Here is a 25,705-nt window from a genome sequence, read left to right as displayed (position 1 = left end):
AAGACAGTTGAAATCGGCCTGCTGACACCGCCGCTCGGATTGAATGCCTATGTGGCCGCGGCTCAGACAAAGGTTCCGCTCGGCACAATATTCCGAGGAATTGTGCCGTTCCTCTTCATGGAGATCGTGATCCTCATTTTGCTGCTGGCTTTCCCGCAAATCACGCTGTTTCTGCCTGACCTGATGAGTCGTTGACGGTCATCGGTAAGCTCCTGAGTTTTGCCGCTGAGAGCGGCCCCAACTTCAGTCGACAGCTGCTGGTTCAGACTTGATGTCTGTACCCGAAGACGACAGGTGAGAGTATGCCGGTTGTATCATTGCAGCATCACAATGGCCGCTTAGATCGATGCAAGCGGGGAAACTTCCGGTTTCGCGAACGCCAGCTTCACTCGATCAAATACGAAGTGCTCCAGCTTGTGGTGAAAATTAAGTTCCATAAGCTATCTTATCCGAAACGACATAGCCGCAGGGTGCGCGCTATTCCCAAGTGCGATTTCTTTTTGAAGCCAATAGGTTATCAGACAGGAGTGGCCTTTGACCGGTTTCGTGGACACCGAGCTAGAGTCTTTGACGAAAGCGGCAGCAGGTCGAAAGCAGCCATAGTTTGAGACCCCCACCTGAGGTGGAGGTCCAATCGTGTCGGAGATGTGCAGTCCGGCAGGTTTGTCTGCCGGAGCATCTCTGGTCCTTATCTGCCGTAGGCGTCCCAGCCATTGGCCTGGAACAGGCCGATGATGTAGCCGTAGCAGAAGGAAAAGCCGGTTTCGAACGGGGCCTGGCCGTCGATCTCCGGGATGTGGTCCGGCATGATCATGCAGTCGACGCCAACTTCCTTGTAGACCTTCAGGCTGCGTGCCATGTCCATGTCGCCTTCATCCGGGAAGACTTCCGTGAAGGAGAAGCGCTTGCCCTTGATATTGCGGAAGTGGACGTTGAAGATCTTGCCGCGGCTGCCGAACCAGCGGATGACGTCATCGATTTCATCGCGCGGGTTTTCCAGGCTCTCGCCGATCGTGCCCTGACAGAAATTGAGCCCGTGATAAGGGCTCTCGCAGATGGAGACGAAACGCTTGAGTCCCTCGACATGGGACAGGACACGCTCTTCCATGCCGCGGAAGTTCGGTGGCGTCATCGGGTCGTGCGGATGGCAGGCAAGACGCACCTTGTTGGCCTCGGCGACCGGAATGACCCGTTCCAGGAAATAGGTGATGCGTTCCCACATCTCATCGGCGCTGACCTGACCGGCAGAGGTCAGATCATCCGCATTGGTGATCTGGTCGGCGCGGAAGGTCGGCACGCGGGCCCCGCCCCGGCCAAGTTCGGACGGCGTACGCGGCACACCGAGCATGTTGAAATTGTACTTTGCGGACGGCACGCCGAGCGCGGCCAGATTTTCGATCAGCTTGCAGATGCCGTCGATCTGACGGTCCCGCTCCGGATCCTTGCCGAGAACGACGGCCGGAGAGCTGACCTTGTCGATGTCCTTGGTGTCGATGCTGAGCGAGGCCATGGGCAGCTGCACCATGTCGAGCTTCAGACCGGCAGCATCAACGCGCTCGATATGACGGGCGAGATCATCCCTCGTCCAGTCGCGCGGATTGCCGACCGGATCGATGCAGACATGGTAGAGACCCAGCTGGGCCAGCTGACGCAGGTGGGCATCGCCAAATTCCTCGACCATGCCACCGCTTAACTGAGTGCCGACATACATCGTCTTTTCCTCTTTGTTTCCAGACCTTTCCAGGCCGCTGTCTTCTTGTCTCTTAAACCCGCCGTTCAGACGGATTGACCCTTCAGCATCTGCTGAAAGGCGTAATAGGTGCTCTTGGGCTGACGCTCGAGCGTGTCGGGATCCATGCCGACGATGCCGAATTTCGGCATCCAGCCTTCCGCCCACTCGAAATTGTCGACCAATGTCCAGGCCATGTAACCGCGCAGGTCCACGCCCTGTTTCATTGCCTCCAGCATGGCGGCGAAATGGCGGTCGAAGAACCGGATACGGCGCTCTTCGTCGGTTTCGGAAGCCCCGTTCTCGGTGACGTAGATCGGCAGGCCCGGATAGCGCTTCGACACCCGGACCAGAAACTCGGTCAAGGCCTCGGGAATGACCTCCCAGCCCACATGGGTCTTTTCCAGGGGGCCGCGTGCCTGGGTGAAGGGGAATACAGGCACGCGCGGGTCAGCGGTGTAAAGGAAGCGGGTGTAGAAATTGATGCCCACCCAGTCGAGCGGCTGGTTGAGCGTCGGCATGTCATCCTGCCAGTTCTCCGGCAGGTGGGGCGCGAGGATATCGGTCACCTTTTGCGGATAGCTGCCCTTGAGCACCCCATCGAGGAAGAACTGGTTGAAGATCGCATCGCCCAGTGCCGCCGCCTCGATGTCTTCAGGAGAGTTGGTTGCGGGGTCGCATTTCTCCATGTTCACCACGATGCCAAGCTGCTCGTTGGTGCCAACGGACCGCATCGCCTTGATACCCAGGCCGTGGGCCAAAAGGACGTGGTGCATGGCCCGTGCGGTGGCCCGGACATCCCGGTACCCTGGGGCGTGAACGCCGAGGAAATGGCTCAGAACCGTGATGCACCAGGGTTCGTTGAACGTGGCGATGCTGGCCAGACGGCTGCCAAACTTGTCGGCGACCAGCGCAGCATAGTCCGCAAAGGCAAGGCTCGTGTCCCGGTTCATCCAGCCGCCACGATCCTGCAGCGCACTGGGCAGGTCCCAATGGTAGAGCGTTGCAAGCGGCTTGATATCTCGCTCCAGCATGCCGTCGATCAGACGGTCGTAGAAGTCGAGCCCTTTCGGATTGATGGACCCAACTCCTTCGGGAACAAGACGGGACCAGGAAAAGGAGAAGCGATAGGCATCGAACCCGCCATCGCGGATCAGATCCAGATCTTCCGGCCAGCGATTGTAGTGATCGCAGGCGATGTTGCCATTGGCGAAGTCACGGACATTGCCCGGGGTATTGGCGAAGGTGTCCCAGATGGACGGGCCGCGGCCATCGGCCTGCCCGCCTTCGATCTGATGGGAGGCCATCGCAACGCCGAACAGGAAGTCCGGGCCGAAATCGGCGCGCTTGTGGGTGAACATCAACAAAGGTTCCATCGTCATGAGGCTCCCGGACGGCAAGGCCCGGGAGCCGGCTTGATGCACAGGAATTCTGCGGGTCCGGGAGGTGAAACCCGCACCGCGATCAGGCGGTCTTGGTCACCTTGGCGATGATGGCCTTGAGCTGATCCATTTCCTCGCCGGTCAGGCTGGTGAGCGGCGGGCGAACTGGCCCTGCCTTGCGGCCGAGTGCTTCGACACCGGCCTTGATGATCGAGACCGCATAGCCCTTCTTGCGGTTGCGCAGGGCCACCAGAGGGAAGAAGAAGTCCTTCAGGATCTGATCAGTGGTGGCTTTGTCTCCGGCGCGCAGGGCCGAATAGAATTTCTGTGCCAGTTCCGGCACGAAATTGAACACGGCAGAGGAATAGGTCGTGACGCCTGCGGAGAAATAAGCCTGGGCATAGAGTTCGTGGGTCGGCATGCCGCCGATATAGACGAGGCGGTCCTGAAGCTTGGTGGTGATCTCGATCACCCGGTCCACTTCGCCGTGACCATCCTTGAAGCCGATCAGGTTCGGGCAGCTGTCGACCAGACGCTGAAGACTGTCGGCGGTCAGAAGAATGTTGTCGCGGTTATAGACCACGACACCGATGCCAACGGCATCACAGACAGCCTTCACGTGAGCGACCAGACCCTCCTGCTCGGCAAACATCAGATAGGGTGGAAGAAGAAGAATGCCGTCTGCGCCAGCCTTTTCGGCAGCCTTCGCCATCTCCACGGCCATGGCTGTTCCATAGGCCGCACCGCCCAGGATCGGCGTCTTGCCCGCATGGGCCTTGGCGACCTTGGTCACATGCGCGGTTTCTTCCGGCGTCAGCGAAAAGAGTTCGCCCGTGCCGCCCGGAGCAAAGAGAGCTGCCGCACCAAATCCATCCAGCCAATCGATGTGTGCGGTGTAGGCTTCCTCGTCAAACTTGAGATCTGCCGTGAAGGCGGTGACCGGGAAGGAGAGCAATCCGCTTCCGAGAGCGGCCTTAACTTCGTTTGGCGTCATTTGTCTGGTCCTGAATAAAGGGCAAGGTCGTGTAGCGCTGAAACCGGGATCCCGAGCCGGCTTCACCCTTCAGGATCACATACGCCAGACGGCGGGCTGTCCCGTGCAGATGAAGGCGTCAACAAGCCTGAAGAAAAGCTCTCAAGCGGCGCGCACCGCCAGCCGAAAGCCTGTTCCAGACCTGCCGTCCATCCCATTTGAGATATGACATAATATGAATTTGAAAACCTGTCTAGAGGTTTGTGGGAGCGGAAAAATGCATTTAGTGTTCAAACCTGTTGGGGTGGGGTCCTTGCCGGAAGCCGGCTCCAGAAAGCACTTAACTCACATCGATCCACGCTGCCCGAGAGTCAATTTCCGAACCTGCTATGCGGGTCATTGGGGTATACGGGCGCGGGTACGCGACAAGGCTTACGGGAATGCTGCAAGCACTCACACGCAATAATCGTCATCCACATAGTGGACGCCAGAATCGTTCGGCGCTGGAGCAGAAATCCGGATGAGTACATTGAATTAAATTATTGAAATTAATATGAATTTAGATGTTCTTCCAGCTTGATAAAAGAATCTTTGCCGATCGTATTCGGCGCACCCTGTTCTCATTGATGACGGCCTTCCGTGCTGGTGTCCTGGCAGAGGCATCGGCGGCCATGGAAACAACGGCCATGGAATGATCCTGAGGAAGGTTCTCCTGCGACGCTTTGAAGACCAACTCGCGGGTGCCAGAAGAAATCAGCTGTCAGAACGACGCTGCAAGGGTGTCGAATCTTTCGCAACGAGGTGATTCTGCAGCGTTTTCGAGCATGGTGGCCGTATCCGTCCTGCCCTATTGCCTTAACCGTCGAAATGCCATAATCATATTACGACATATCAGCGGCAGAGACGCCGCAATCGGTATGGAGTGGAGGATTTTATGAAGCATGTTTCGAAGCGCCTGATCGCAGGCGCAGCGCTGCTTGCCATTGCTGCAGTGTCATCCCCAACCTGGGCCGCGACGCCCAACGACCAGCTCGTTGTCGGCACGTCCCTCGCACAGGTCATTTCCCTGGACCCGCAGCAGGGTTCGGACGCCAAGACCATGGAAATTCTGGCGAACGCCTATGACCGTCTGATTGCCTTCAACCCGGAAACCAGCGAGATCTACGGCCAGCTCGCGGAAAGCTGGGACATTGATGACACCGGCATCACCTTCCACCTGCGCGACGCCAAGTTCGCCTCCGGCAACCCGGTAACGGCTGCAGACGCCGCCTTCTCGCTGGTTCGCCTGTTCAAGCTCAACCAGTCGGCCGCCGCCGGTCTCAAGACCTTCGGCTTCAATGGCGACAATGCGGAAAGCCTGATCAAGGCGGTCGATGAACGCACCCTGCGCGTCGATTTCGCGGTGCCGGTCATTCCTGAAGCCCTGCTCTACCGCATGTCCAACGGCCCGGGCAGTGTCGTCGACAGTGTCGAAGTGCTGAAGCACGTTTCCAATAACGACTATGGCAACGAATGGCTGCGCACCAACACCGCAGGCTCCGGGGCTTTCAAGGTCCGCCGCTGGTCGCCCAATGAGCTGGTCCTGCTGGAAGCCACCCCGAATTTCTGGGGCGAAAAGCCCGCTATGAAGCGCGTGCTGTTCCGCCATGTGCCTGAAAGCCAGGCCGCCCGCCTGATGCTGGAACGTGGTGACATCGATATCGCAAACGCCCTAACGGCACCGGATGTCCGCTCGTTTGAAGGCAAGGAAGACTTTGTCATCGACAAGGCAAAGACCGGCGGCTTCTATGCGCTGGCCATGAATGCGGGCCGCGAGCCGCTGAACAATCCGGAAGTCCGCCGGATCATCGCTGCCTATGGCATTGATTATGCCGGCATCGCCAAGACCATCGTTGGTCCCTATGGCCGCGCCCGCAACGTTCCGGCCCCGCAGGATTGGGAAGGCGCCATCGAGAATCCGGATTGGTCGTTCCGCCCTGAGGAAGGCAAGGAACTGCTGGCCAAGGCCGGATATCCGGATGGTTTCTCTTTGACCATCAAGACCATCGCCCAGCCGCCGCGCGTCGACATTGCCACCGCTATTCAGGCCAACCTTGCCGAACTCGGCATCAAGGTTGACGTGATCCAGGGCAGTGGCGCTGAAATCGTCGCCCAGCATCGCGCCCGTGATTTCGACCTGCTCATGCCGCAGACCTCTGCGACCGAGCCGACCGCACTGGGCTCTCTGGACAACTTCACCAACAACCCGGACAACTCGGCAGCCGCCAACAATGCTGGCAACTTCGTCTGGCGGTCCGACTGGGACATCTCCGAGATGCATGCCCTTCGGGTCAAGGCAACCCAGGAGCTGGACGCCTCTAAGCGCCTTCCGATGGTCGAGCAGCTGCAGAAGGACTTCATCGCTTCCAGCCCGGCCGTGTTCCCCATGTTCGAGCGGTTCGAACCGCTTGTCCTGAGCGCACGCATTCATGGCTATGACGCCCATCCGTGGGGTCTGACACGCCTTGAAGCCGTCACCAAGACCGACTGACACGAACCAGAGCTAATCGGCCGATCATGAAGGACTTCTCTCTTCTCGACCTCGGAAAGCGCTTCGGGCAGTTGCTCGTCAGCCTTTTCCTTCTCCTCGTGGTCACCTTCGTGATCGGCCGCGTGCTTCCCACCGATCCTGTCGGTGCCATTGTCGGCGAATTGGCAGACCCTGCCACATTCGCCGCCATGCGGGCCCGGCTCGGGCTCGACCTGCCTGTCTACCAGCAGTTCTTCGTCTATCTGTCTTCGCTGCTGCAGGGCGATCTGGGCAAGGCGATCCTGACCGGCAATCCCGTTATCGAGGATCTCGCGGCTGCCTTCCCTGCGACGCTTGAACTGGCAACACTCGCCATCATGCTTTCGACGCTGATTGGCGTCCCTCTCGGCATGACGGCTGCATTCTTCCGGGACAGCTGGTTCGACCAGTTCGCCCGTGTCATCTCCCTCGTCGGCCATTCCATTCCGGTATTCTGGTTCGGCATCTTCGGCCTCGTCGTCTTCTACGCAACGCTGGCATGGGTGGGCGGCCCCGGACGGGTCGACATCTATCTGGAAGGCCTTATCGAACCCAGGACCGGCCTGCTGCTCGTCGACAGCCTGCTGGCGGGCGACTATGAGGTGTTCTGGAACGCGGTCAGCCACATCATTCTGCCGGCTTGTATCCTGGCCTATTCGGCGATGGCCTACATCACGCGCATGACCCGCAGCTTCACGCTCGAGCAGCTCAATCAGGACTACGTGATTGCCGCGCGCGCCAAGGGCGCTTCCAACTGGCGCATCGTGACCGGGCATCTGCTTCCCAACATCGCGGTTCAGCTGGTCACCGTGCTTGCCATTTCCTATGGCGGCCTTCTGGAAGGCGCCGTAGTCACTGAAGTGGTGTTCTCCTGGCCGGGCATCGGTCAGTACATGACCAACGCCCTTTTGATCGGCGACATGAATGCCGTCGTGGCCGGAACGCTCATCATTGGACTTATCTTCATGATGCTCAATTTCTTCTCCGATCTTGCCTATCTGATGCTTGATCCGCGCACCCGTGAGGTGACCGCATGAGCCTCGCCTCCACGTCTCCTGCCCGCGGCAAGTCCGGCCTGATGCTCTCACGGCTTCGCCGCAGCCTTGGCAATGCCCTCGACAAGCTTTCCCACGAGCCGGTCGGCATGCTCGGCTTTCTTGTGCTGTCCCTGCTCGTGATCGTGGCGATTTTTGCGCCCTTGATCGCGCCCTACAGCCCTTCGACCCAGAACCTGGAGCAGGCCCTTCTGCCGCCAAGCTGGGCGCACTGGGCTGGTACGGACGAATTCGGCCGCGACATTCTCTCCCGCCTGATCTACGGCACCCGCATCACCATCCAGACCGTTTTGGCCGTGTCGCTGATTGTCGGGCCGATTGGCATGTTGATCGGGATCGTCGCCGGTTTCGCGGGCGGCCGAACGGATGCAATCCTGATGCGTTTCACCGACATCGTGCTGTCTTTTCCTTCGCTGATCCTGGCGCTGGCCTTTGCCGCTGCCATCGGTGCAGGCCTTCAGACGGCGATCATCGCCATCTCCCTGACCGGTTGGCCCCCTATTGCTCGTCTGGCACGCGCGGAAACCCTGATCGTCCGCAACACGGACTATGTCGCAGCAGCCCGTCTCTACGGCGCCTCGCCGCTCCGGCTGCTGTTCCTCTACATCGCTCCGATGTGCATTCCTTCCGTTGTCGTGCGTCTGACGCTCAACATGGCCGGGATCATCCTGACCGCCGCCGCGCTCGGCTTCCTGGGCCTTGGCGCGCAGCCCCCTGCCCCCGAATGGGGCGCGATGATCTCGAGCGGCCGCCGCTTCATGCTCGACAACTGGTGGGTCGCGGTCATGCCCGGCATCGCCATTCTTCTCACCAGCCTGGCCTTCAATCTCGTCGGCGACACGCTCCGCGACATTCTGGATCCCCGCCATGCCCGCTCCTGAGACCGTCCTGACCGTCCGAAATCTGACGGTGCGCTTTGCCCGTTCCAAAATCCACGCTGTGGATGGCGTGAGCTTCGACCTTGGAACGGAACGCCTCGGCATCGTCGGTGAGTCCGGTTCGGGGAAATCTACCCTCGGGCGTGCGATCATGCGGCTTCTGCCTAGCGCGGCGAAGGTGGAGGCCGATCAACTGGACTTTGATGGCGCACCCCTTCTCACCCGCTCTGAACGCGAGATGCGCAGCCTGCGCGGCAATCGCATGTCGCTGATCATGCAGGACCCGCGCTATTCGCTGAACCCGGTGCTGACGGTTGGCAAGCAGGTGGCGGAAGCCGCGCTTCTTCACCAGAAGATCGGCAAGAAAGAGGCCTACGCCAAGGCTGCCGAAATGCTCGCCCGCGTACGTATTTCGGACGTCGAACGTGTGATGGAGCTCTATCCTCACCAGATTTCTGGCGGCATGGGCCAGCGCGTGATGATTGCCATGATGCTTCTGGCCAAGCCCCGCCTGGTGGTTGCCGACGAGCCGACCTCGGCGCTTGACGTCAGTGTGCGCGGCGATGTGCTTGAGCTTCTGGATGAACTGGTGCGTGAGAACAATTCCGGCCTCATGCTGATCAGCCACGACATTCGCATGGTGGCGGCTTTCTGCCAGCGCATTCTGGTCATGTACAAGGGGCGGGTCGTCGAGACCTTGACCCGGCTCGAAGATGCCCAGCACCCCTACACCCGCGGCCTGATCGCAGCCATGCCCGACCCGCGCAAGCCGGTGCGGCGCCTGCAGGTGCTTGACCGCCCCGCCATCGATGCACTGGAGCCCCGTCCATGATCGAAGTCAGCAATCTCTCCGTGTCCTTTGGCAGCGGCGAGCGCCGCAAGCAGGTGGTCAAGGGCGTTTCCTTCCAGGTTGCCAAGGGAGAAACCCTCGGCATCGTCGGGGAATCGGGCTGCGGCAAGTCCACCGTGCTGCGTTCACTCGCAGGGCTGGACCGCCACTGGGAAGGCGAAATCCGTCTGAACGGTCAGCCGGTGGAGCGGGTGCGCAGCCGGGAGCATCTGACGCTGGCGCAAATGGTGTTTCAGGATCCCTATGGCTCGATCCATCCGCGCCACCGTATCGAGCGCGTTCTGGCTGAGCCAGCGCGCGCCATGAAGACCGGCGAAGGCTGGGACCGCGTTGCCCCTGCCCTCGAACAGGTCGGCCTACCGGCTGCCTTCGCCGAGCGTTTCCCGCATGAGCTTTCCGGCGGGCAGCGCCAGCGTGTCGCCATTGCCCGGGCCCTGATGCTCGAACCGGAGGTGCTGTTGCTCGACGAGCCAACCTCGGCGCTCGATGTGTCGGTGCAGGCGGAAGTGCTGAACCTCCTTGCGGACCTGCGCGAAGAACGCGGCCTCACCTATGTTCTGGTCAGTCACGACCTCGCCGTTATTGCCCACATGTGCGACCGGGTGCTGGTGATGAAGGACGGTCTGTTCGTCGATGAACTCGACAAGTCGGACCTTGCGCGCGGCGAGACCCATCACGCCTATTCCAAGCAGCTGTTCGAAGCGAGTTATCTGTAAACCGGCAGAACTGCTGTTTCTGACCGGCTCGGATCGATAGGGCCGCCGCTAGGAATAAGGAAAAGACCCGCTCTGGCCATGTGTCAGAGCGGGTCTTTTTATGTCTGCTCTGAACTTGCTTGTCAGAGTGTGAAAGCTGTCCGGAAGGCCTCAAGTGCCGCATCCGGATCGCCCGCCGCATAGGCCTCCAGCGTCACCATTCCGGTGTAACCCATCCGGTCGAGGGCCTTGGCCACCCCTGCAAAGGCGATTTCACCGGTTCCGGGTTCGCACCGGCCAGGATTATCGGCCACCTGGACCTCGCCGATCCACGGCAGGCACTTTTCACACCAGCGGATAAGGTCTCCCTCGCCGATCTGCGTGTGATAGAGGTCGATGTTGATCCGCAGCTCCGGCCGGTTGATCGATGACACCAGCGCGAGGACATCTGACGTGGTGGCAAAGGGACAGTCCGGATGATCTAGCGGGTTGAGGTTTTCCAGCGTGAAGACCACCCCTTCCTTCTCCGCCATGTCGCAGACGCGGTTCAAGGTGTCGCGGGCCTTCAGCCACATGGCTCCGGTCACCGCATGCGTTCTGACGACCGGCAGGCCGCCCTCTCCAAGACATGTGCCGAGCAGGTTCAGACGTTCGACGCCAAGCCGTTTTCCGACCTGAGCGGTTTCAAGGGCCGTTGCCAGAAGACGTTCCGCGCCTGCGTCATCCGCAAGGCTGCCCTCCAGAAACCCGTTCATGATGGTGAAGTTTGCGCCGGACTTTTCAAGCTTGGCCAGATCATGCTCCGGCCAGTTCCAGAGACCGACGGAAAAGCCCAGATCTGCCAGCCTTGCGGCACGCCACTCGATGGGTTTGTCCTGCCAGAGCATCTCGGCACAGGCGGCAAGGCGAAAGGGCACGGTCATTCTTCGGAAATCCTGACGTTTTTGGAGGAGGACTGACAAATGTGAATTGCCCGGAACGGCTATCGGCGAGGGTTTTGAGCCACTTCATTTCATGATGCCGACCGGGAAGACACCACATTGCACGAACGGAATACTATAAGAAAAGGACGGTCCTTATATGGCCTTATCATGCTGCCAAATTTGGCAAACAACATTATAATCCAATTAGATAGTGCATAATAGCGCCTTGTAGCGGCGTTGCACCTGCTAGGATAGACTGAAATATAAAATTCTATCTCGTGATGGATTTGAATGAAATGAAACGCCGCCATTTAGTAATGCGAAGGTTGGGCCAGTTCGAGATACGACACTTCCTGTCCGTCTGATGCTAATCAATGTCAAAGTTGTATGGATGCGCTATTCCAAAGCGCAAGTTCTGTTTAAAGCAAATAGGTTATCAATCAGGAATAAATCACACTTGGCTTGAGTTCCATCCGTCTTGCACTGACGAACGCTGCAAGAGTGAAAGCTGGCGCAAGGAACCCCGTCCCGTCGCTGTGCGGCCTGATCAAGACACACTGCTTCCCAGCCCCTTGCGGCCTGCGGCCTGCGGCCTTCAGAAGCCTACAAGCAGACTGCCTGTTTGCGTTCAGTCGACATGTGCCCAAAGCCGGATTGTCTTTATCGAATTTTTCGATACAAATAGACAAACAGAATACAAAGCAAGGGTATTCCATGAGCCGGAACTTCCTCGTCATTGATCTCGACAAGGACGCAGACATCCTTAAGGCCATCGCCTCTCAAACCCGATTGCAGCTCCTGCGTGAACTCTCCCGCGATCCCGGTATGAACGTCAATGCGCTGGCACGGGCTGCGGGCATGCCGCAGTCTTCCGTCTCCTCGCACCTGCAGATCCTGCAGGAAGTAGGGCTCATTAGGACAGAGGTCCTCAAGGCGCGGAAGGGCAGCCAGAAGATTTGCTATCCGGTCTATGACGAGGTGATCCTTGCGTTCCGCACAGCCGAAGAGAAGGTCCAGCCGAACCAGATCGAAGTCTCCATGCCGCTCGGCCTCTACACCAACAGCCAGGTTACCGGGCCCTGCGGAATCTGCTCGACCGAAGGCATAATTGGCTTGTTGGACGTGCCTGAAACCTTCATGGACCCGGACCGCATGAAAGCTGCTTTGCTTTGGTTTACCAGTGGCTTCATCGAATACCAGTTCCCCAACAACGCCAAGCTGACCGGTTCCGGAATCGAAAGCCTCGATGTGGTCATCGAGGTCAGTTCCGAAGTTCCCGGAACCATGAGCAACTGGCCCTCTGACATCGTCTTGTCAATTAACGGCAAAGAGTTGGGAGTCTGGACTTCTCCGGGGGATTTCGGTGACAAGCGCGGCACCTATACCCCTGACTGGTGGAAGCTGTCCGGGTCGCAATACGGTATGCTGAAGACCTGGAGCGTAGGACCGCTGGGCACGTTTGTGGACGGGCACAAGATTTCCGATGTCACAGCGGCAGAGCTGGAGCTGGACGACCACCGTTCGGTCCGCTTGAAGATCGAGGTCAAGGCAGACGGGCGTCACCCCGGCGGGATCAACGTCTTTGGTCGCGGGTTTGGAAATTATGATCAGGACATTTTGCTGCGCCTGCACAAGCGATCTTGATAGATTTACCAAGTCTCAATCCGTCGATTTTCCGACTGCCGGTTGCAATGCAACAACTTATGCGCTTGACAAAAACATTCTCCATCACATTCTTATCGTAAATTCAGATTTATATCTGATTTATAGATATAGTTGGGAGAGCGTTTATGAAAGCACGTGTTGTCGTGCACCGGGATTTCCGGATTAGTACAATCGACGAGCGGCTGTATTCCGCCTTCATCGAACATATGGGCCGGGCGATCTATTCCGGTATCTACGAACCTGGGCATCCGGAAGCCGATGCCCATGGGTTCCGCAAGGACGTCCTGAAGTTTGTGAAGGACCTGAAGATCCCTGCCATCCGCTATCCGGGCGGCAATTTCGTCTCTGCCTACAATTGGGAAGATGGTCTCGGTCCGAAAGACCAGCGCCCCGTGCGTTTGGATCTGGCTTGGCGTTGCAAGGAAACCAACCAGGTCGGTATCGACGACTTCGCGATCTGGGCGGAAGAGGCCGGTATCGACATGATGCTGGCGGTCAATCTCGGATCCCGCGGTCTGGAAGACGCCCGCAACTTCCTCGAATATGTCAACTTTCCCGGTGGAACTACCTGGTCTGACAAGCGCCGCGGCAACGGCCGTGAGGCGCCCTACGGCGTGAAGATGTGGTGCCTGGGCAACGAAATGGACGGCCCCTGGCAGATTGGCCACAAGGTTGCCACCGAGTATGGGCGGCTGGCCAACGAAACCGCTAAGGCCTTCAAGGGCTTCGACCCGACCATCGAGACGATTGTCTGTGGCAGCTCCAACGACGGCATGCCGACCTATCCCGAATGGGAGCGCGAAGTGCTGGAGGAGTGCTACGAGAATGTCGACTACATCTCGCTGCACAAATATTTCGGCAACAAGAGCAAGGACACGCTCAACTATTTCGGCAAGATCGAGGAAACCGGCCGCTACATCCAGACTATCGGTGGCGTGATTGACTATGTGAAGGCCAAGAAGCGCGCCAAGAACGACGTTCATATCTGCTTCGATGAATGGAACGTCTGGTATCACATCCGCGAGGAAGATGGCCGCCGCATCAAGGAATGGGACTGGCCGGAAGCCCCGGCGCTTCTCGAAGAGAACTACAATTTCGAGGACGCGCTCTTCGTTGCGGGCCTTCTGAACGAGTTCATCCGCCGCTCCGACCGGGTGCGGATTGCCTGTATCGCCCAGCTGGTCAATGTGATTGCGCCGATCCGCGCGGAAAAGGGCGGCCCCGCCTGGCGCCAAACCATCTATTACCCGTATCAGTTCGCATCGCTTTATGGACGCGGTGATGCGCTCAACATCGCTGTCGATGCCGGCACTTACGATTGCAGTGTCGCCAATGATGTCAGCTATCTCGATGTTGCCGGCGTGCACGACAAGGAAGCTGGCAAGCTGACGCTCTTCTTCGTCAATCGCCACCTAACCGAGTCTGCGGATCTTGACGTCTCGCTGCATGGTTTTGCGAACCCGACCCTGGCTGACCACATCGCTATGGAAGGTCATGACCTGAGCGAAACCAACGGTCCCATCACGCAGGACAAGGTCGTGCCGACCCGTGGCAGCGGCGTGGGCGTCGAGGATGGAAAGCTGAAGGGCAAGCTGCGCCCCCTTTCCTATCACGTGCTGCGTCTCGACGTAGCGTGAGGAGGCGACCATGGCCGTACAGCTTCGCAATGTCCGGAAGTCCTTTGGCACGGTTGAAGTCATCCACGACGTCAGCATGGACATTGCCGCTGGCGAGTTCGCCGTCTTTGTTGGCCCCTCGGGTTGCGGCAAGTCCACGCTTCTGAGAACGATCGCCGGGCTGGAGGACACCAGCTCGGGTCAGATCTCCATCGAGGAACAAGATGTCACCTGGACGGAGCCGGCCAAGCGCGGAGTCGCTATGGTCTTCCAGTCCTACGCCCTCTATCCGCATCTGAGCGTCTACGAGAATATGGCCTTCTCGTTGCGTCTGCGGCGGGCCTCGAAACGGGAGATCGAAGAGAAGGTTCTCGAGGCGGCGGCCATTCTGCGGCTCGAGGAGCAGCTTCACAAGAAACCCTCCCAGCTCTCCGGAGGTCAGCGCCAACGCGTCGCAATTGGCCGCGCAATCGTGCGCCAACCCAAAGTCTTTCTCTTCGATGAGCCTCTATCCAATCTGGATGCAGAACTCCGTGTCCAGATGCGGCTCGAACTGGCGCGCCTGCATAAGCAAATCGGGGCCACCATGATCTATGTGACCCATGACCAGGTGGAAGCCATGACGCTCGCCGACAAGATCTTCGTGCTGAAGGGCGGCATCGTGCAGCAGTCCGGACGACCGCTGGATCTCTACCGCGATCCAGACAATCGCTTCGTCGCGGGCTTCATCGGTTCACCGGCCATGAACTTTCTGGAGGGAACCGTCACCGGCCGCGAGGGCGATCTGACCATCCTCGAGGTTGATCGCACCGAGATGGTCGCGCGCATCGATGCCACGCCGGCACCGGGCACAAGCGTAGCTCTCGGTCTGCGCCCGGAACATATTCGCGTTGGCGAAACCGGGTTGCCGGTGAGAATGGAAATGGCGGAAGAGCTGGGAGGCCTTTCCTTCCTGCATACCCGCCGCCCAGACATGTCCGAAATCGTGGTGGAATGGCGCGACGGCGAACACGCCCGCATGGGCGAGACGCTGCATCTCGCCTGTTCTCCGGACAAGATCATGGTCTTCGACACGGAAGGTCATCGCATGAGGTAGCGCCAACGCTCACTTCGCATATGCACCCCGGCGGCATTTGGGAGAAACCCGCCGGTTCAGGAAAGGGAGGAATAGATGAATTACGTGAAACGTCTTCTCGCAGCCGGGGCCATGAGCTTCGCCGCCCTGCCAGCCTTTGCCGCACAGAATGTCACCTGGTGGGACTTTCTAAGCGGTGGCGACGGCGTCCGCATGAAGGCCCTGATCCAGCGCTTCAACGAAGAGCATCCTGATATTCAGATCAATGGCACCACTCTGGAATGGGGTGTCCCCTTCTACACCAAGGTCCGCACCTCAGTGACCGTCGGCCAGGGGCCCGACGTTATGACCTATCACTTGTCGCGCATGCCGCTTGGTCTGGAAGAGAACGTGCTCGACACCATTTCCGATGAGGACATGGCCGCAGCCGGTCTGTCGAAGTCTGACTTCTTTCCGGCCTCCATCGCAGCGGCTAGCGACGAGAATGGCGCTCTGCATGCCGTTCCTTTCGACATTCACTCTATCGTCCTCTACGTGAACAAAAGCTACCTCAAGGGCTCTCGTTTCCTTGATGACAAGGGCAATGTAACCGGCATCGAGAGTCTCGCCGACTTCGAGGAAGCCATGGCGCTCGCCAAGGCAAACGGCTCGGATACCCCTCTGTCTTACGCCACTGGCGATGATGGCGGCACCTATCGCGTTTTCTACACCCTGATGAAGCAGCAGGGCGGTGAACTGATCGCCGATGGCCAGGTCCTCCCCGGTGACAATCTGGGCAAGGCTGCCAAGGCCATTGAAATCATGACCCATTGGCACGAGGAAGGCTGGCAGCCGGAGCAGGCGGAATATCCGGCCTCCGTGGCCCTCTTCACGTCCGGGAAATCTGCCTTCCACATGAATGGCGTCTGGGAAGTTCCTACCATGATCGACCTGGCAGCCCAGAACAAGCTCGGCTTCGAGTGGACCGCGATCCAGATTCCTACCTTGCTTGGCACCACCGCAACCTGGGCGGACTCCCATGCTTTCGCAATTCCTGCCGGCTCCAAGATGAGCCCGGAAAAGCGCAAGGCCGTCATGACTGTGATCGGCTGGATGGAAAAGAACTCCCTGGCCTGGGCCGGTGCCGGCCACATTCCGGCCTACAAGCCGGTGGCCACCAGCGAAAGCTTCAAGGAAATGGAGCCGAACGCTACCTATTCCAGCCTGGCTGAGACAGCCGCCTATGACCCGCGCTCCGTTATCGCCGGCGTTGCATCCCCGGTCTATGACGCCTCGATCAACATCATCTCGCCAGCCATGCACGGCTACATGGATCCGCAGCAAGCGGCCGAACAGCTCCAGGCAGAGCTTCAGGCCAAGCTGCACTAGGACGGGAGGGGGACCTCCCCACCTGATCGCCATGGGGCGGGGTCTTGACGGCCACGTTCCATGGCGGTTTCCCGTGCTTCTTCGCTCTAACCAGGGAGACCGACAAAAGTGGCCATGATTACCAATCGGCGCAGGGATGTGGCTGTCGCCATGTCGCTGATTGCACCTTTCGTCGTGACCTTTGCGTTGGTCTTTCTGTATCCAACGGTCCGCATGGTGCTCCTGAGTTTCACAGACGCCCCGCTGATCGGTAACGGACACTGGATCGGGCTGGAAAACTTCAAGCGCCTGATGAGCGATCGGCTTTTCTTCACCTCGCTGAAGAACAACGGCTATTTCGTCCTGCTTACGGTGGTGCCGACCACGGCCTTGGCGCTCGCTATAGCCCTGACGATCAACCGGCTGAAGGGAGCGCTGCAGGCGCTTGTCCTCGCCCTTTTCTTTCTTCCCTATATTCTGCCGGTCTCGGTAGTAACTGAGATCTGGATGTGGATGCTCGATTTCCAGTTCGGCATTATACAGCCGCTCTTTGCCAGCCTCTACGGCAAGTCGATCCCGGTCTTCAAGAACCCATACTGGGTCATGCCAACGGTCGCAGCCGTCACCATCTGGTGGACCAACGGTTTCAATGTGCTTCTGTTCATTGCAGGCCTGCGCAATATTCCGCAGGATTTCTATGAGGCTGCCTCGCTTGATGGCGCAACCCGCTGGCAGATGTTCCGCCGTGTCACCTGGCCCTTGCTGTGGCCAGTCACCGCTCTGATCTTGACCCTGCAGCTCATCCTGCAGCTGAAGATCTTCGACCAGGTTTACCTGATGTCTAAGGGAGGACCTTTCAACTCATCCTATGTGCTGCTGTTAATGGTCTATCGCGAGGCTTTCCAGCTCAATCATGGCGGCTATGCCTCGGCCATCGCCGTGGTCCTCTTCGTGGTGATCATGGTCGTTTCGGTGCTGCAATTCCAGCTGCTGCGCTCCAGGGGGCAGAAATGATGCAGATCAGAAAACTCGAAAACAGCATACTTGCAGGTGGCAGCTTGCTCGCTGCGGTACTATGGACCTTCCCGCTCTACTGGGCCTTCATCACCTCGATCCGGACGGAAGACCGGGTTGTCAGCGACGCGGCAGGGCTTATCCCGGACGAGTTCAACCTGACCGCTTATGCCAGCGCCCTGTTCAATACAAAGCTTCTGACCTGGTACTGGAACTCCATCGCCACCTCGGTGATCATCACTGTAGTCGTTCTGGTCTCGGGCATGATGTGCGCCTACGCCATTTCTCAGATGCGCTTTCCAGGTCGCAAGTTGCTCTATGGCGTGGTGCTGGCAAGCTTCATGGTGCCGTCGCAGGCTCTCATCGTTACTCAATTTATCCTGATGAACGACATGGGGCTCATCAACACCTGGGCTGGCATCATTCTGCCCCAGCTCATCGTTCCGGTAGTGATCATCGTCTACAAGCAGTTCTTTGACGCGGTGCCAAAGGAGATGCGCGAGGCCGTGGTGCTCGATGGCGGCGGTGACTATACCTTGCTCTTCAGGGTCTATCTGCCGCTCAACTGGGGCATTACCACGGCTCTGGCGATCATCACCTTCATCATGGCCTGGAACCAGTTTTTCTGGCCGTTCCTGGTGGTGACGACGGAGAACATGATGACGATACCGGTGGGCATTACCCAGGTGAATGACGCTTTTGGTGTCTACTATGCCCGCCTCATGGCTGTCGCCCTGCTCGGTGCCATGCCGGTGGCTGTCTTCTATCTGATCTTCCAGAAAAAGGTGACCGAGGCCGTGATGATATCATCCGGCGTCAAGGGTTAGGAACAAGTGGAAGCATTCAAACCATCTAACGAATTGTTTTGATGGATGAGTTTGGTGCTGTAGACAACTCAGCCTATTGAAACGTCGGATATAGATGGCTCAATATGGTTTGATTAATTTCTATCCTTGACGGGAGGTATGAACCCGCCATCTGTTTAAATTCCCGCCATCACATAGATTTCAGTTTGCGCCGGGCGGCAACCGGGTTAGTGATCAGGAATGATCGCCTCATTCTTGCCCTTGCGAAAGCTGCTTCTGACGGTTTTTGCGGTGCTTTTCCTGACGGGAAGCGCCTTTCAGGCAAGTGCGTCCGCGCATCATATGGCTTTTGCTCCAGGCGCCGTCGCGCAAGAGAGCGGGAAGGCAGAGCATCACCATTCCGGCGAAACGGCCTCGGCACATCATGGCGATCATCGTGTTGTGGCAGACTTGGCGGTCGATGGCTGCGACACTTCGGCTGGCTCCAGCGGAAAGCATGCCCAGTCTGAAAATTGCTGTCCGTTCATGTGCTTCGGCGGGTTGCCTGCAGTTCAGGCGAGCCTGACGGCACAGACGGATCAGACTCCTCTTTATCAGTTGCCGTTGCGCGCCCTTGTCACGGCGTCGCTGGTGCCCCTGGATCGCCCTCCCAAACACTGATCTGACCCTGCACACGCTGCAGATAGAGAACCGCGCTGCCTTTGGCAGAGCGATCCTGTTCTTGCTCAGATCCGTGAGTCCCCATGATATTCCGCATATTTGCAGCTCTGGCGCTTGTCGCGCTTGGGGCCTGCGCATCGGCAGATCCCTTGCCGAGTTTCGCTTCCGGACCAGCGCCGGATGATCCAAGCCTTGGTCTTGGTTCCGCGTCCTTCGCTGGGAGCCCGGTTGATTATTCCCATCGCGAGCCGGTCGATCCAAGGTCCTGGCGTCAGATGAACGACGAGCAGGCTCCCGCCTCGGGAGGCCGCTCATGACCGGAAAAGCCAAAAAGCTCGCTGCTGTCACGCTCCTCGGCGCATTGCTTTCAGGGTGTGTTTCAGCCGATCAGATCGACAGCTACTCTGCAGCTGAGCCCGGGTTTGCTTCCGTGGCGGGCGAAACGTCCCGCCGCATGGCTGGGAAGTCCACGGTCTGGATCCAGAATGCCGATCAGGCCAGGGCAACCGCGGACCGTGTCCATGGCCTCGTGTTCAGAAAGACGATCACTGCCGATACGGCTGTTCAGGTGGCGCTTCTCAACAATCGCGGTCTTCAGTCGGCCTATGCGGAACTCGGCATGAGCGCTGCAGATGCCTGGCAGGAGACCATGCTGGAAAACCCGGTCGTTTCGATTGGCCTGCTTGGCATTGCAGCCCCTGAAGTCAATGGCATCAGAACGCTTGAGGGCATGGTCGCGGCCAATCTTCTGTCCCTGTCCACGCGCAAGCGCCGCGTCGACATCGCCGATATCCGCTTCCGCCAGAGCCAGGCCAGTGCCGTTGAGGCAACCCTTGCTCTTGCAAGTCAGACCCGGAGGGCGTGGATCGAGGCCGTTGCGGCTTTCGAGACGGTCACGCTCCTGAACCAGGCACAGGCGGCAGCCGATGCTGCTTCCGAACTGGCGCAAAAGCTCGGCGAGACGGGGGCCATGCCAAAGGCAGCTCAGGCCAGGGAACATGCGTTCTATGCCGAGCTGACGGGGCAAAAGGCACAGGCGCGGCTCGCCGCTCAATTGGCCAAGGAGCAGCTGACGCGTCTGATGGGGCTTTGGGGAGACGATACCAATTACTTTGTTCCAGACGCCCTGCCGCGCCTGCCCGGTTCACCCCGCCGCATTCGTGCTGTTGAGAGCGACGCGCTGCGCGGCCGTATCGATCTTCAGATTGCGAAACTGGAGCTGGAAGCCGTGGCTCAGAGCTACAAGCTGACCAACGCGACCCGTTATGTGAGTGATCTGGAGCTCATCGCCGGCGTCGAAGCCGAGCGGGAGATCGAAACCGAATACGAACTCGATGGCGGCAGCCTGGAGGAGCACAAGTCAAAGAAGACTGTGGCGACACCTCAGATTGAGCTCGAGTTCGCCATTCCCCTGTTTGACAGCGGCAAGGCCAGCCTGCGCAAGGCGGAGTTTGCCTATATGCAGGCGGCCAACCGTCTGGCGGAAAAGGCCGTCACGATCCGGTCCGAAGCCCGTTCTTCCTATACGGCCTATCAATCCACTCACAAGATCGCCCGTCACTACAGGGATGCTGTTCTGCCTCTGCGCAAGACCGTCGAGGCGGAAGCCCTGCTGACCTACAACGGCATGATCACCAGCACATTTGATCTGCTGGCCGATACCAGGGCGCGGATCAACACCGCCTTGCTGGCAAGCGATGCGAAACGCGCATTCTGGATCTCCGAAGCCGATCTTGCTGCTGCAATCGTTGGAGGCGGTGTAGCCGCGTCCGCCGGTGGTGCGGCGCCTCAAATGACAGCCGAAGCTGGTGGAGGAGGACACTGATGACGTCCATAAAGCATTTTGCGGCCATGATGAGCCGCCGGCAACTGCTCGGTGCTGCGGCTGGTGGCACCGCTCTCGTTTCCGCGACAGCCTGGGCCAAGACCACCAACATGGGATTGCCCGAAGCTGCCGTCATGGAGGGAGCCGGAACGCAAATCACTCCGCCGCCTTCCACCGGTGTTCCCTATACGCCCGTCGTTACCTTGAATGGCTGGACCCTCCCCTTCCGTACCAACAACGGTGTGAAGGAATTTCATCTGGTTGCCGAACCGGTGGAACGGGAACTGGCGGAAGGAATGACGGCCTATCTCTGGGGTTATAACGGGCAGTCGATTGGTCCGACCATCGAAGCGGTAGAGGGGGACCGGGTCAGGATCTTCGTCACCAATCGCCTTCCAGAACACACCAGCGTGCATTGGCACGGCATGATCCTGCCTTCGGGAATGGACGGGGTCGGAGGGCTGTCTCACCCGGCCATCCCGCCGGGAAAGACCTATGTCTACGAGTTCGATCTCGTGAAGTCGGGCACGTTCATGTACCACCCGCATGCGGATGAAATGGTGCAGATGGCCATGGGCATGATGGGGTTCTTCATCGTGCATCCCAAGGATCCGGCCTTCATGCCGGTAGACCGGGATTTCCTCATTATGCTCAATGCCTTCGACATTGATCCGGGGTCCTATGTGCCCAAGGTCATGACCATGACCGACTTCAACCTCTGGACCTGGAACAGCCGGATCTTCCCGAACATCGACCCGCTTGTGGTGTCTAAGGGGGACCGGGTGCGGGTGCGGGTCGGCAATCTCACCATGACCAATCATCCCATCCACATGCATGGCTACGATTTCGAGGTCACCGGCACGGACGGAGGCTGGGTGCGGCCGGAAGCACGCTGGCCGGAAGTCACGATCGACATTCCGGTGGGGGCGATGCGGGCCTATGAGTTTGACGCGGTTCACCTGGGGGACTGGGCCATTCACTGCCACAAGTCCCACCACACCATGAATGCCATGGGCCATGACGTGCCCACGTTCATCGGAGCCGACAAGACCTCCGTCAGCCGCAAGATCCGGCTCCTTCAGCCTGACTACATGCCCATGGGCAGCACCGGAATGGCGGAAATGGGCGCGATGGAGATGCCCTTGCCGGACAATACGGTTCCGATGATGACCGGCTGGGGGCCATATGGCCCGTTGGAAATGGGCGGGATGTTCTCCGTCGTGAAGGTGCGGGAGGGCATAGCGGCTGGAGATTATGCCGATCCGGGCTGGTACGAGAACCCTCCCGGCACACAGCCCTGGGAGTGGACCGGTGAGATGCCGGACGTCACCCGGGCAAGCGATCCTGCAGGTTCGGGAGCGGTCGCCCCCTCCTCCTCCCAAGGACAAACTGCTCCCGTCATGGGAGAGGGGCACTCAGGACACGGTCAGCATCATTGATTTGAAGGAAAGAAATTGACCGGCCAACGGCCGGTCAATCTCGGAATTATCATGGAGAGGAGCGAAAATGAGACGTGCATTCAAACTGATGGCCACAGCCATCCTCGGGTTGAGCCTTGCTGGCCAGGCGCTGGCGGCTGACTACACCAAGGGCACGGTGCGAAAGGTGGATCTGAAGTCCAAGAAGGTTACCATCGCCCATGAGGACCTGAAAAACCTCGACATGCCGGCCATGACCATGCCGTTCCGGGTGGCCGATGAAGCCATGCTCGGTCAGCTCAAGGAGGGGGACGAGATCGAGTTCACCGCAGAGCGGATCAAGGGCAATCTGACCGTCACGGAGATCAAGCAATGAGGCGCGGGCGTGTCTGCGTCGCGGGAGTTGTCAGTCTCGCCGTTCTCATGGTCAGTGCCTCTATTGCCCCCATTGCTTATGGGCATGGCAAGGCAACAGGGGTGGTCAAGGAACGGATGGAGCTTATGGTCGTGCTACGGGATGCCGCGAAGGCTCTCGGCGGCATGATGAAGGGCGCCGTGCCTTATGATGCGGCGCAGGTCAAGGCACAGGCGGAGATCCTCCGGTCTCACTCCGGCGCAGCGCTGACAAAGCTTTTTCCGGAAGGGACCGGCGGGATGCCTTCCGAGGCCCGGGAGGAAATCTGGGAGAACTGGGACGAATTCACTCAGATGTCCAATCAGCTGGAATTGCTGGCCAGTGGCCTGATGGACGCTGCGGACAATGGCCTGATGAAGGATATGGGCGGCCATATGGCGGGGCACATGTCGATGAATGATCCAGCGGCGATTGCTGCCATGCCGGCGGATGGTGTTTTCATGATGATCGCACAGGCCTGCTCAGCCTGCCATGAGAAGTTCCGGCAGAAAATGTAAGTTTGAAGCCAGTCGGGGGGCTGTTCCTCCGGCTGGCTTGCGCGAAGCATTCCGGCGTTTAACAGTCCAAAGGCCTGGGATTATTTCCTTTTCTCTTGAAACAACGCCGCTCTGCCATTGACCTTGAATGCGCAGGACACGCATTTTTGCAGGTGCCTTTTTGCCGAAGTGCCTCAATGCCTCGGCCTGACAACGGGAATGACCATGCTTCAAACGGCCATTGGCACGAAGAGCTCCAAGGCGAGGGAACGGCATTCAGGCGGGCAACCGGTTCAGGACGCGGTTGTCGCGACCACTGCCGCCCTGCCCTGGATGACCGGCCCTGCCTTCATTTCCCTCTGGCAGGCCTGCGGTCTGGCGGCGCTTGGCTATCGTGTGACCTATCTGCTGCCCTGGCTATCCGAGAAATCGCAGATCGGGCTCTGGGGAGAGCAGCGGTTCGAGGATTTCGAGGCACAGGTCGAGTGGCTGGCGCGGGAAGCAAGGGATCTGACAGGCTTGACCCTGCCGGAATGCCAGCCGTATTCCGCGGCTTATTCGCGGGCCATGGGGTCGATCGTGCCGATGGAAGACGTCTTCCGGGCCGTGCCTCCCACCCGGTGTCTTGTCGCCAACGAGCCGGAACATCTGAGCTGGTACCCCCTGTCGCGGGGCCGCAACGCTGCGCGGGCGGACCGGACCATCGGTCTGAGCATGACGGATTACGACACCTATATCCGCATGTCGGGGCTGCCGATGGGCCGGCCCCTTTCGAAACTGGTTTCCTATCTCCATGGGGATGCGATCCGCCGTCGAATTGATCTGCCTCTCAGTCTGTCCCCTGCCCTTTCCCTGCCCGGCGTCACCATGGCGGTGGAGCGGGTGACTGGGGTGATGCCGGCCTATGCAAAGGCGCCAGCTGTTCAGGCTTCAGATCAGGGCATCTATTTTCTGGGAGCACTGATCTGGGAAAAGGGGCTGGCTGATCTTGTCGAAATCGCCCGCAGATCTGGCTTGGCGATGGATGTGATCGGTTCGGGTCCCGATGAGGAGGCTGTGAAGGTCCTTGCGCAGGATCAGGGGGCGAACCTGCGTTTCCTGGGAGCCAATCGCCGGTTCTGGTCTGATATCGGCCCCTACCGGGTGATGGTGAACCCCTCCCGCAGCGAGGTTCTGTGCACGGCGACGGCCGATGCGCTGGTGGCTGGACGGCATGTCGTCCTGCCGGATTGTCCGGGTAACCTGCCTTTCAAGGCCTATCCCAACGCGCATTTCTACGATGATCTTGATGGTGCGGTTTCAGCGCTTCAAAGTGCTTTGCAGGTTCTGCCGGAAGATCCGGCTGCGATCCGGAAGGATTTTGACTGGATGAGCGCTTGCCGGCGGCTGGCTGAGCTCGGCGGACTAACGGCTCAAGGCCCCTCAGAGACGGTCTGACGGAACACGGAAATGCACGGTCTGGTCACAGAGCCGGATGTTCGCGGGAGCGTGGGCGACAATATCGCCATCGGCCTGGATCGGTTCGCCTTCCGGTGACAGGATCTCGAGACTTTCGACCGGGCGCTCCTCTGCAAGTCCCAGCCGGACAATCTGTCCGCTGGGGATCATCAGAAAACGCAGGAAGACCGAAAGAGCCCGCCCTTGTGGGAAACGGACAAGTTGCAGGCTCGGGGAAAATAGGTCTGCGTGCGGTGCCAGCATGAACCGGCCGCCATAACGCTTGCCCCTGCAGAAAATTGCGGTACCCGCTGCGATCGTCTCACCATTCACCCGTAGCCGCAGGTCCGCGCCACGCCAGCGCCACAGGGTCCGTACGACCTCCAGAAGATAGGCGCTTTTGCCGAGCCGGGATTTCAGGGCGCGGGGAACACAGGCAACGACCTGTGCATCGAGACCTACACCGGCCATCATCATAAACCGGTGCCCTGCGACTTCGCCTGGACGGATCGCTTGCGTCCGGCCCGAGACGAGGGTCTCCACGATGCGGCCGGGCCTGGTTCCGATGCCGAGTTCATGGGCGAGCACATTTGCCGTGCCGAGCGGAATGAGCCCGATGGGAGGTGTGGTGGGGCCAATGCCCTGCAGGGCGTCATTCATCGTGCCATCGCCGCCGGCAATCGCGATCAGGTCCACCTTGCCGGGCGCGGCGGATCGGACATGGGAACCGGCATCACCTGCCTTTTCCGTCGTCAGGATCTCGACATTGTGGCCTGCATCCCGCAGCCGCTTTAAGACCCCGGCAAACCGGCGCTGTCTGCGTCGTGCCGCCCGCGGATTGTAGATCAGTCGGATCCGCAGCGCTTTTGGCGATGCGGTCACGCTTGCGGGTGAAGAGCGATCCCCCGGTCCGCTCAT

Annotated in this window: 24 protein-coding genes; 19 read left to right on the top strand and 5 right to left on the bottom strand. The window is 59.3% G+C overall.

Annotated features, from left to right (window positions below):
* A partial coding sequence (locus BUA94_RS20470; protein ID WP_139251220.1) for a TRAP transporter large permease subunit occupies positions 1-195 on the top strand: 195 nt, incomplete at its 5' end.
* 493 nt (positions 196-688) lie between these two features.
* Here BUA94_RS20470 and BUA94_RS20465 read toward each other — a convergent pair.
* From BUA94_RS20465 to kdgD, 3 genes are all read right to left on the bottom strand, one after another.
* Positions 689-1,711: a mannonate dehydratase gene (locus BUA94_RS20465; RefSeq protein WP_073015204.1), complete on the bottom strand. Its 1,023-nt coding sequence runs from the start codon at positions 1,709-1,711 to the stop codon at positions 689-691.
* Between the two features lie 65 nt (positions 1,712-1,776).
* On the bottom strand, positions 1,777-3,105 hold the full coding sequence (locus BUA94_RS20460) for a GH1 family beta-glucosidase (protein ID WP_235860659.1): 1,329 nt from the start codon (positions 3,103-3,105) through the stop codon (positions 1,777-1,779).
* A gap of 88 nt (positions 3,106-3,193) precedes the next feature.
* Entirely contained in the window at positions 3,194-4,105 is a 912-nt protein-coding gene (gene kdgD / locus BUA94_RS20455) for a 5-dehydro-4-deoxyglucarate dehydratase (protein ID WP_073015203.1), read from the bottom strand.
* Positions 4,106-4,647: 542 nt separating this feature from the next.
* On the opposite strand from kdgD, the gene BUA94_RS23910 reads away from it, so the two are divergent.
* The 6 genes from BUA94_RS23910 to BUA94_RS20430 all read left to right on the top strand — a co-directional run bounded on the left by BUA94_RS23910 (position 4,648) and on the right by BUA94_RS20430 (position 10,131).
* Complete coding sequence (locus BUA94_RS23910; protein ID WP_268877533.1) at positions 4,648-4,779, top strand: hypothetical protein; 132 nt, start codon at positions 4,648-4,650, stop codon at positions 4,777-4,779.
* Between the two features lie 239 nt (positions 4,780-5,018).
* On the top strand, positions 5,019-6,614 hold the full coding sequence (locus tag BUA94_RS20450) for an ABC transporter substrate-binding protein (RefSeq protein ID WP_073015202.1): 1,596 nt from the start codon (positions 5,019-5,021) through the stop codon (positions 6,612-6,614).
* 26 nt (positions 6,615-6,640) lie between these two features.
* Positions 6,641-7,669 carry an ABC transporter permease gene (locus BUA94_RS20445; protein ID WP_073015201.1) on the top strand — a complete coding sequence of 343 codons (1,029 nt, stop codon included), beginning with the start codon at positions 6,641-6,643 and terminating at the stop codon, positions 7,667-7,669.
* Between the two features lie 41 nt (positions 7,670-7,710).
* On the top strand, positions 7,711-8,568 hold the full coding sequence (locus tag BUA94_RS20440) for an ABC transporter permease (protein ID WP_235860665.1): 858 nt from the start codon (positions 7,711-7,713) through the stop codon (positions 8,566-8,568).
* Positions 8,555-9,397 carry an ABC transporter ATP-binding protein gene (locus tag BUA94_RS20435; RefSeq protein WP_073015199.1) on the top strand — a complete coding sequence of 281 codons (843 nt, stop codon included), beginning with the start codon at positions 8,555-8,557 and terminating at the stop codon, positions 9,395-9,397. The genes BUA94_RS20440 and BUA94_RS20435 overlap by 14 nt, the downstream gene beginning before the upstream one ends.
* On the top strand, positions 9,394-10,131 hold the full coding sequence (locus BUA94_RS20430) for an ABC transporter ATP-binding protein (protein ID WP_073015198.1): 738 nt from the start codon (positions 9,394-9,396) through the stop codon (positions 10,129-10,131). Before BUA94_RS20435 ends, BUA94_RS20430 begins: the two co-directional genes overlap by 4 nt.
* Before the next feature lie 122 nt (positions 10,132-10,253).
* Here BUA94_RS20430 and BUA94_RS20425 read toward each other — a convergent pair whose 3' ends face one another.
* Entirely contained in the window at positions 10,254-11,033 is a 780-nt protein-coding gene (locus tag BUA94_RS20425) for a TIM barrel protein (protein WP_073015197.1), read from the bottom strand.
* Positions 11,034-11,747: 714 nt separating this feature from the next.
* Between BUA94_RS20425 and BUA94_RS20420 the strand changes: the two genes are divergently transcribed.
* The 12 genes from BUA94_RS20420 to BUA94_RS20360 all read left to right on the top strand — a co-directional run bounded on the left by BUA94_RS20420 (position 11,748) and on the right by BUA94_RS20360 (position 24,787).
* Entirely contained in the window at positions 11,748-12,677 is a 930-nt protein-coding gene (locus BUA94_RS20420) for an ArsR/SmtB family transcription factor (RefSeq protein ID WP_073015196.1), read from the top strand.
* 146 nt (positions 12,678-12,823) lie between these two features.
* A complete protein-coding gene (gene arfA, locus BUA94_RS20415; protein WP_073015195.1) occupies positions 12,824-14,335 on the top strand; it encodes an arabinosylfuranosidase ArfA in 1,512 nt (503 codons plus the stop codon).
* Between the two features lie 10 nt (positions 14,336-14,345).
* Positions 14,346-15,410 carry an ABC transporter ATP-binding protein gene (locus BUA94_RS20410; RefSeq protein ID WP_073015194.1) on the top strand — a complete coding sequence of 355 codons (1,065 nt, stop codon included), beginning with the start codon at positions 14,346-14,348 and terminating at the stop codon, positions 15,408-15,410.
* 75 nt (positions 15,411-15,485) lie between these two features.
* Positions 15,486-16,757, top strand: a complete 1,272-nt coding sequence (locus BUA94_RS20405) for an extracellular solute-binding protein (RefSeq protein WP_073015193.1) — start codon at positions 15,486-15,488, stop codon at positions 16,755-16,757.
* Between the two features lie 114 nt (positions 16,758-16,871).
* Positions 16,872-17,750, top strand: coding sequence for a carbohydrate ABC transporter permease (locus BUA94_RS20400; RefSeq protein WP_073015192.1), 879 nt, complete (start codon positions 16,872-16,874; stop codon positions 17,748-17,750).
* Entirely contained in the window at positions 17,750-18,577 is an 828-nt protein-coding gene (locus BUA94_RS20395; protein ID WP_175558094.1) for a carbohydrate ABC transporter permease, read from the top strand. The genes BUA94_RS20400 and BUA94_RS20395 overlap by 1 nt, the downstream gene beginning before the upstream one ends.
* A gap of 722 nt (positions 18,578-19,299) precedes the next feature.
* Positions 19,300-19,533, top strand: coding sequence for a hypothetical protein (locus BUA94_RS23395; RefSeq protein ID WP_073015189.1), 234 nt, complete (start codon positions 19,300-19,302; stop codon positions 19,531-19,533).
* Positions 19,530-21,041 carry a TolC family protein gene (locus tag BUA94_RS20380; RefSeq protein WP_073015188.1) on the top strand — a complete coding sequence of 504 codons (1,512 nt, stop codon included), beginning with the start codon at positions 19,530-19,532 and terminating at the stop codon, positions 21,039-21,041. The genes BUA94_RS23395 and BUA94_RS20380 overlap by 4 nt, the downstream gene beginning before the upstream one ends.
* A 26-nt stretch (positions 21,042-21,067) precedes the next feature.
* Positions 21,068-22,480 (top strand): multicopper oxidase family protein, encoded by a 1,413-nt coding sequence (locus BUA94_RS20375; RefSeq protein ID WP_073015245.1) that lies wholly within the window; start codon positions 21,068-21,070, stop codon positions 22,478-22,480.
* 67 nt (positions 22,481-22,547) lie between these two features.
* Positions 22,548-22,835: a copper-binding protein gene (locus BUA94_RS20370; RefSeq protein ID WP_073015187.1), complete on the top strand. Its 288-nt coding sequence runs from the start codon at positions 22,548-22,550 to the stop codon at positions 22,833-22,835.
* Positions 22,832-23,371 (top strand): c-type cytochrome, encoded by a 540-nt coding sequence (locus BUA94_RS20365; protein ID WP_073015186.1) that lies wholly within the window; start codon positions 22,832-22,834, stop codon positions 23,369-23,371. The genes BUA94_RS20370 and BUA94_RS20365 overlap by 4 nt, the downstream gene beginning before the upstream one ends.
* 198 nt (positions 23,372-23,569) lie before the next feature.
* Complete coding sequence (locus BUA94_RS20360) at positions 23,570-24,787, top strand: hypothetical protein (RefSeq protein WP_208980178.1); 1,218 nt, start codon at positions 23,570-23,572, stop codon at positions 24,785-24,787.
* Here the strand turns inward: BUA94_RS20360 and BUA94_RS20355 are convergent.
* Positions 24,773-25,705, bottom strand: a complete 933-nt coding sequence (locus tag BUA94_RS20355; protein WP_084082151.1) for a diacylglycerol/lipid kinase family protein — start codon at positions 25,703-25,705, stop codon at positions 24,773-24,775. The two genes, BUA94_RS20360 and BUA94_RS20355, sit on opposite strands and share 15 nt — an antisense overlap.

Source organism: Roseibium suaedae (genome assembly GCF_900142725.1).
Lineage (GTDB): Bacteria > Pseudomonadota > Alphaproteobacteria > Rhizobiales > Stappiaceae > Roseibium > Roseibium suaedae.
Note: the sequence above shows the minus strand (reverse complement) of the source record. Positions and strands in the feature narration are given on the sequence as shown.

Coding starts and splice junctions, on each gene's coding strand:
- BUA94_RS20460 (WP_235860659.1), bottom strand. CDS start 3,105: ATGGAACCTTTGTTGATGTTCACCCACAAGCGCGCCGATTTCGGCCCG.
- kdgD (WP_073015203.1), bottom strand. CDS start 4,105: ATGACGCCAAACGAAGTTAAGGCCGCTCTCGGAAGCGGATTGCTCTCC.
- BUA94_RS20465 (WP_073015204.1), bottom strand. CDS start 1,711: ATGTATGTCGGCACTCAGTTAAGCGGTGGCATGGTCGAGGAATTTGGC.
- BUA94_RS20355 (WP_084082151.1), bottom strand. CDS start 25,705: ATGAGCGGACCGGGGGATCGCTCTTCACCCGCAAGCGTGACCGCATCG.
- BUA94_RS20365 (WP_073015186.1), top strand. CDS start 22,832: ATGAGGCGCGGGCGTGTCTGCGTCGCGGGAGTTGTCAGTCTCGCCGTT.
- BUA94_RS20445 (WP_073015201.1), top strand. CDS start 6,641: ATGAAGGACTTCTCTCTTCTCGACCTCGGAAAGCGCTTCGGGCAGTTG.
- BUA94_RS20375 (WP_073015245.1), top strand. CDS start 21,068: ATGATGAGCCGCCGGCAACTGCTCGGTGCTGCGGCTGGTGGCACCGCT.
- BUA94_RS20380 (WP_073015188.1), top strand. CDS start 19,530: ATGACCGGAAAAGCCAAAAAGCTCGCTGCTGTCACGCTCCTCGGCGCA.
- BUA94_RS23395 (WP_073015189.1), top strand. CDS start 19,300: ATGATATTCCGCATATTTGCAGCTCTGGCGCTTGTCGCGCTTGGGGCC.
- BUA94_RS23910 (WP_268877533.1), top strand. CDS start 4,648: ATGTTCTTCCAGCTTGATAAAAGAATCTTTGCCGATCGTATTCGGCGC.
- BUA94_RS20425 (WP_073015197.1), bottom strand. CDS start 11,033: ATGACCGTGCCCTTTCGCCTTGCCGCCTGTGCCGAGATGCTCTGGCAG.
- BUA94_RS20370 (WP_073015187.1), top strand. CDS start 22,548: ATGAGACGTGCATTCAAACTGATGGCCACAGCCATCCTCGGGTTGAGC.
- BUA94_RS20450 (WP_073015202.1), top strand. CDS start 5,019: ATGAAGCATGTTTCGAAGCGCCTGATCGCAGGCGCAGCGCTGCTTGCC.
- BUA94_RS20435 (WP_073015199.1), top strand. CDS start 8,555: ATGCCCGCTCCTGAGACCGTCCTGACCGTCCGAAATCTGACGGTGCGC.
- BUA94_RS20430 (WP_073015198.1), top strand. CDS start 9,394: ATGATCGAAGTCAGCAATCTCTCCGTGTCCTTTGGCAGCGGCGAGCGC.
- BUA94_RS20395 (WP_175558094.1), top strand. CDS start 17,750: ATGCAGATCAGAAAACTCGAAAACAGCATACTTGCAGGTGGCAGCTTG.
- BUA94_RS20440 (WP_235860665.1), top strand. CDS start 7,711: ATGCTCTCACGGCTTCGCCGCAGCCTTGGCAATGCCCTCGACAAGCTT.
- BUA94_RS20360 (WP_208980178.1), top strand. CDS start 23,570: ATGACCATGCTTCAAACGGCCATTGGCACGAAGAGCTCCAAGGCGAGG.
- BUA94_RS20410 (WP_073015194.1), top strand. CDS start 14,346: ATGGCCGTACAGCTTCGCAATGTCCGGAAGTCCTTTGGCACGGTTGAA.
- BUA94_RS20420 (WP_073015196.1), top strand. CDS start 11,748: ATGAGCCGGAACTTCCTCGTCATTGATCTCGACAAGGACGCAGACATC.
- arfA (WP_073015195.1), top strand. CDS start 12,824: ATGAAAGCACGTGTTGTCGTGCACCGGGATTTCCGGATTAGTACAATC.
- BUA94_RS20400 (WP_073015192.1), top strand. CDS start 16,872: ATGATTACCAATCGGCGCAGGGATGTGGCTGTCGCCATGTCGCTGATT.
- BUA94_RS20405 (WP_073015193.1), top strand. CDS start 15,486: ATGAATTACGTGAAACGTCTTCTCGCAGCCGGGGCCATGAGCTTCGCC.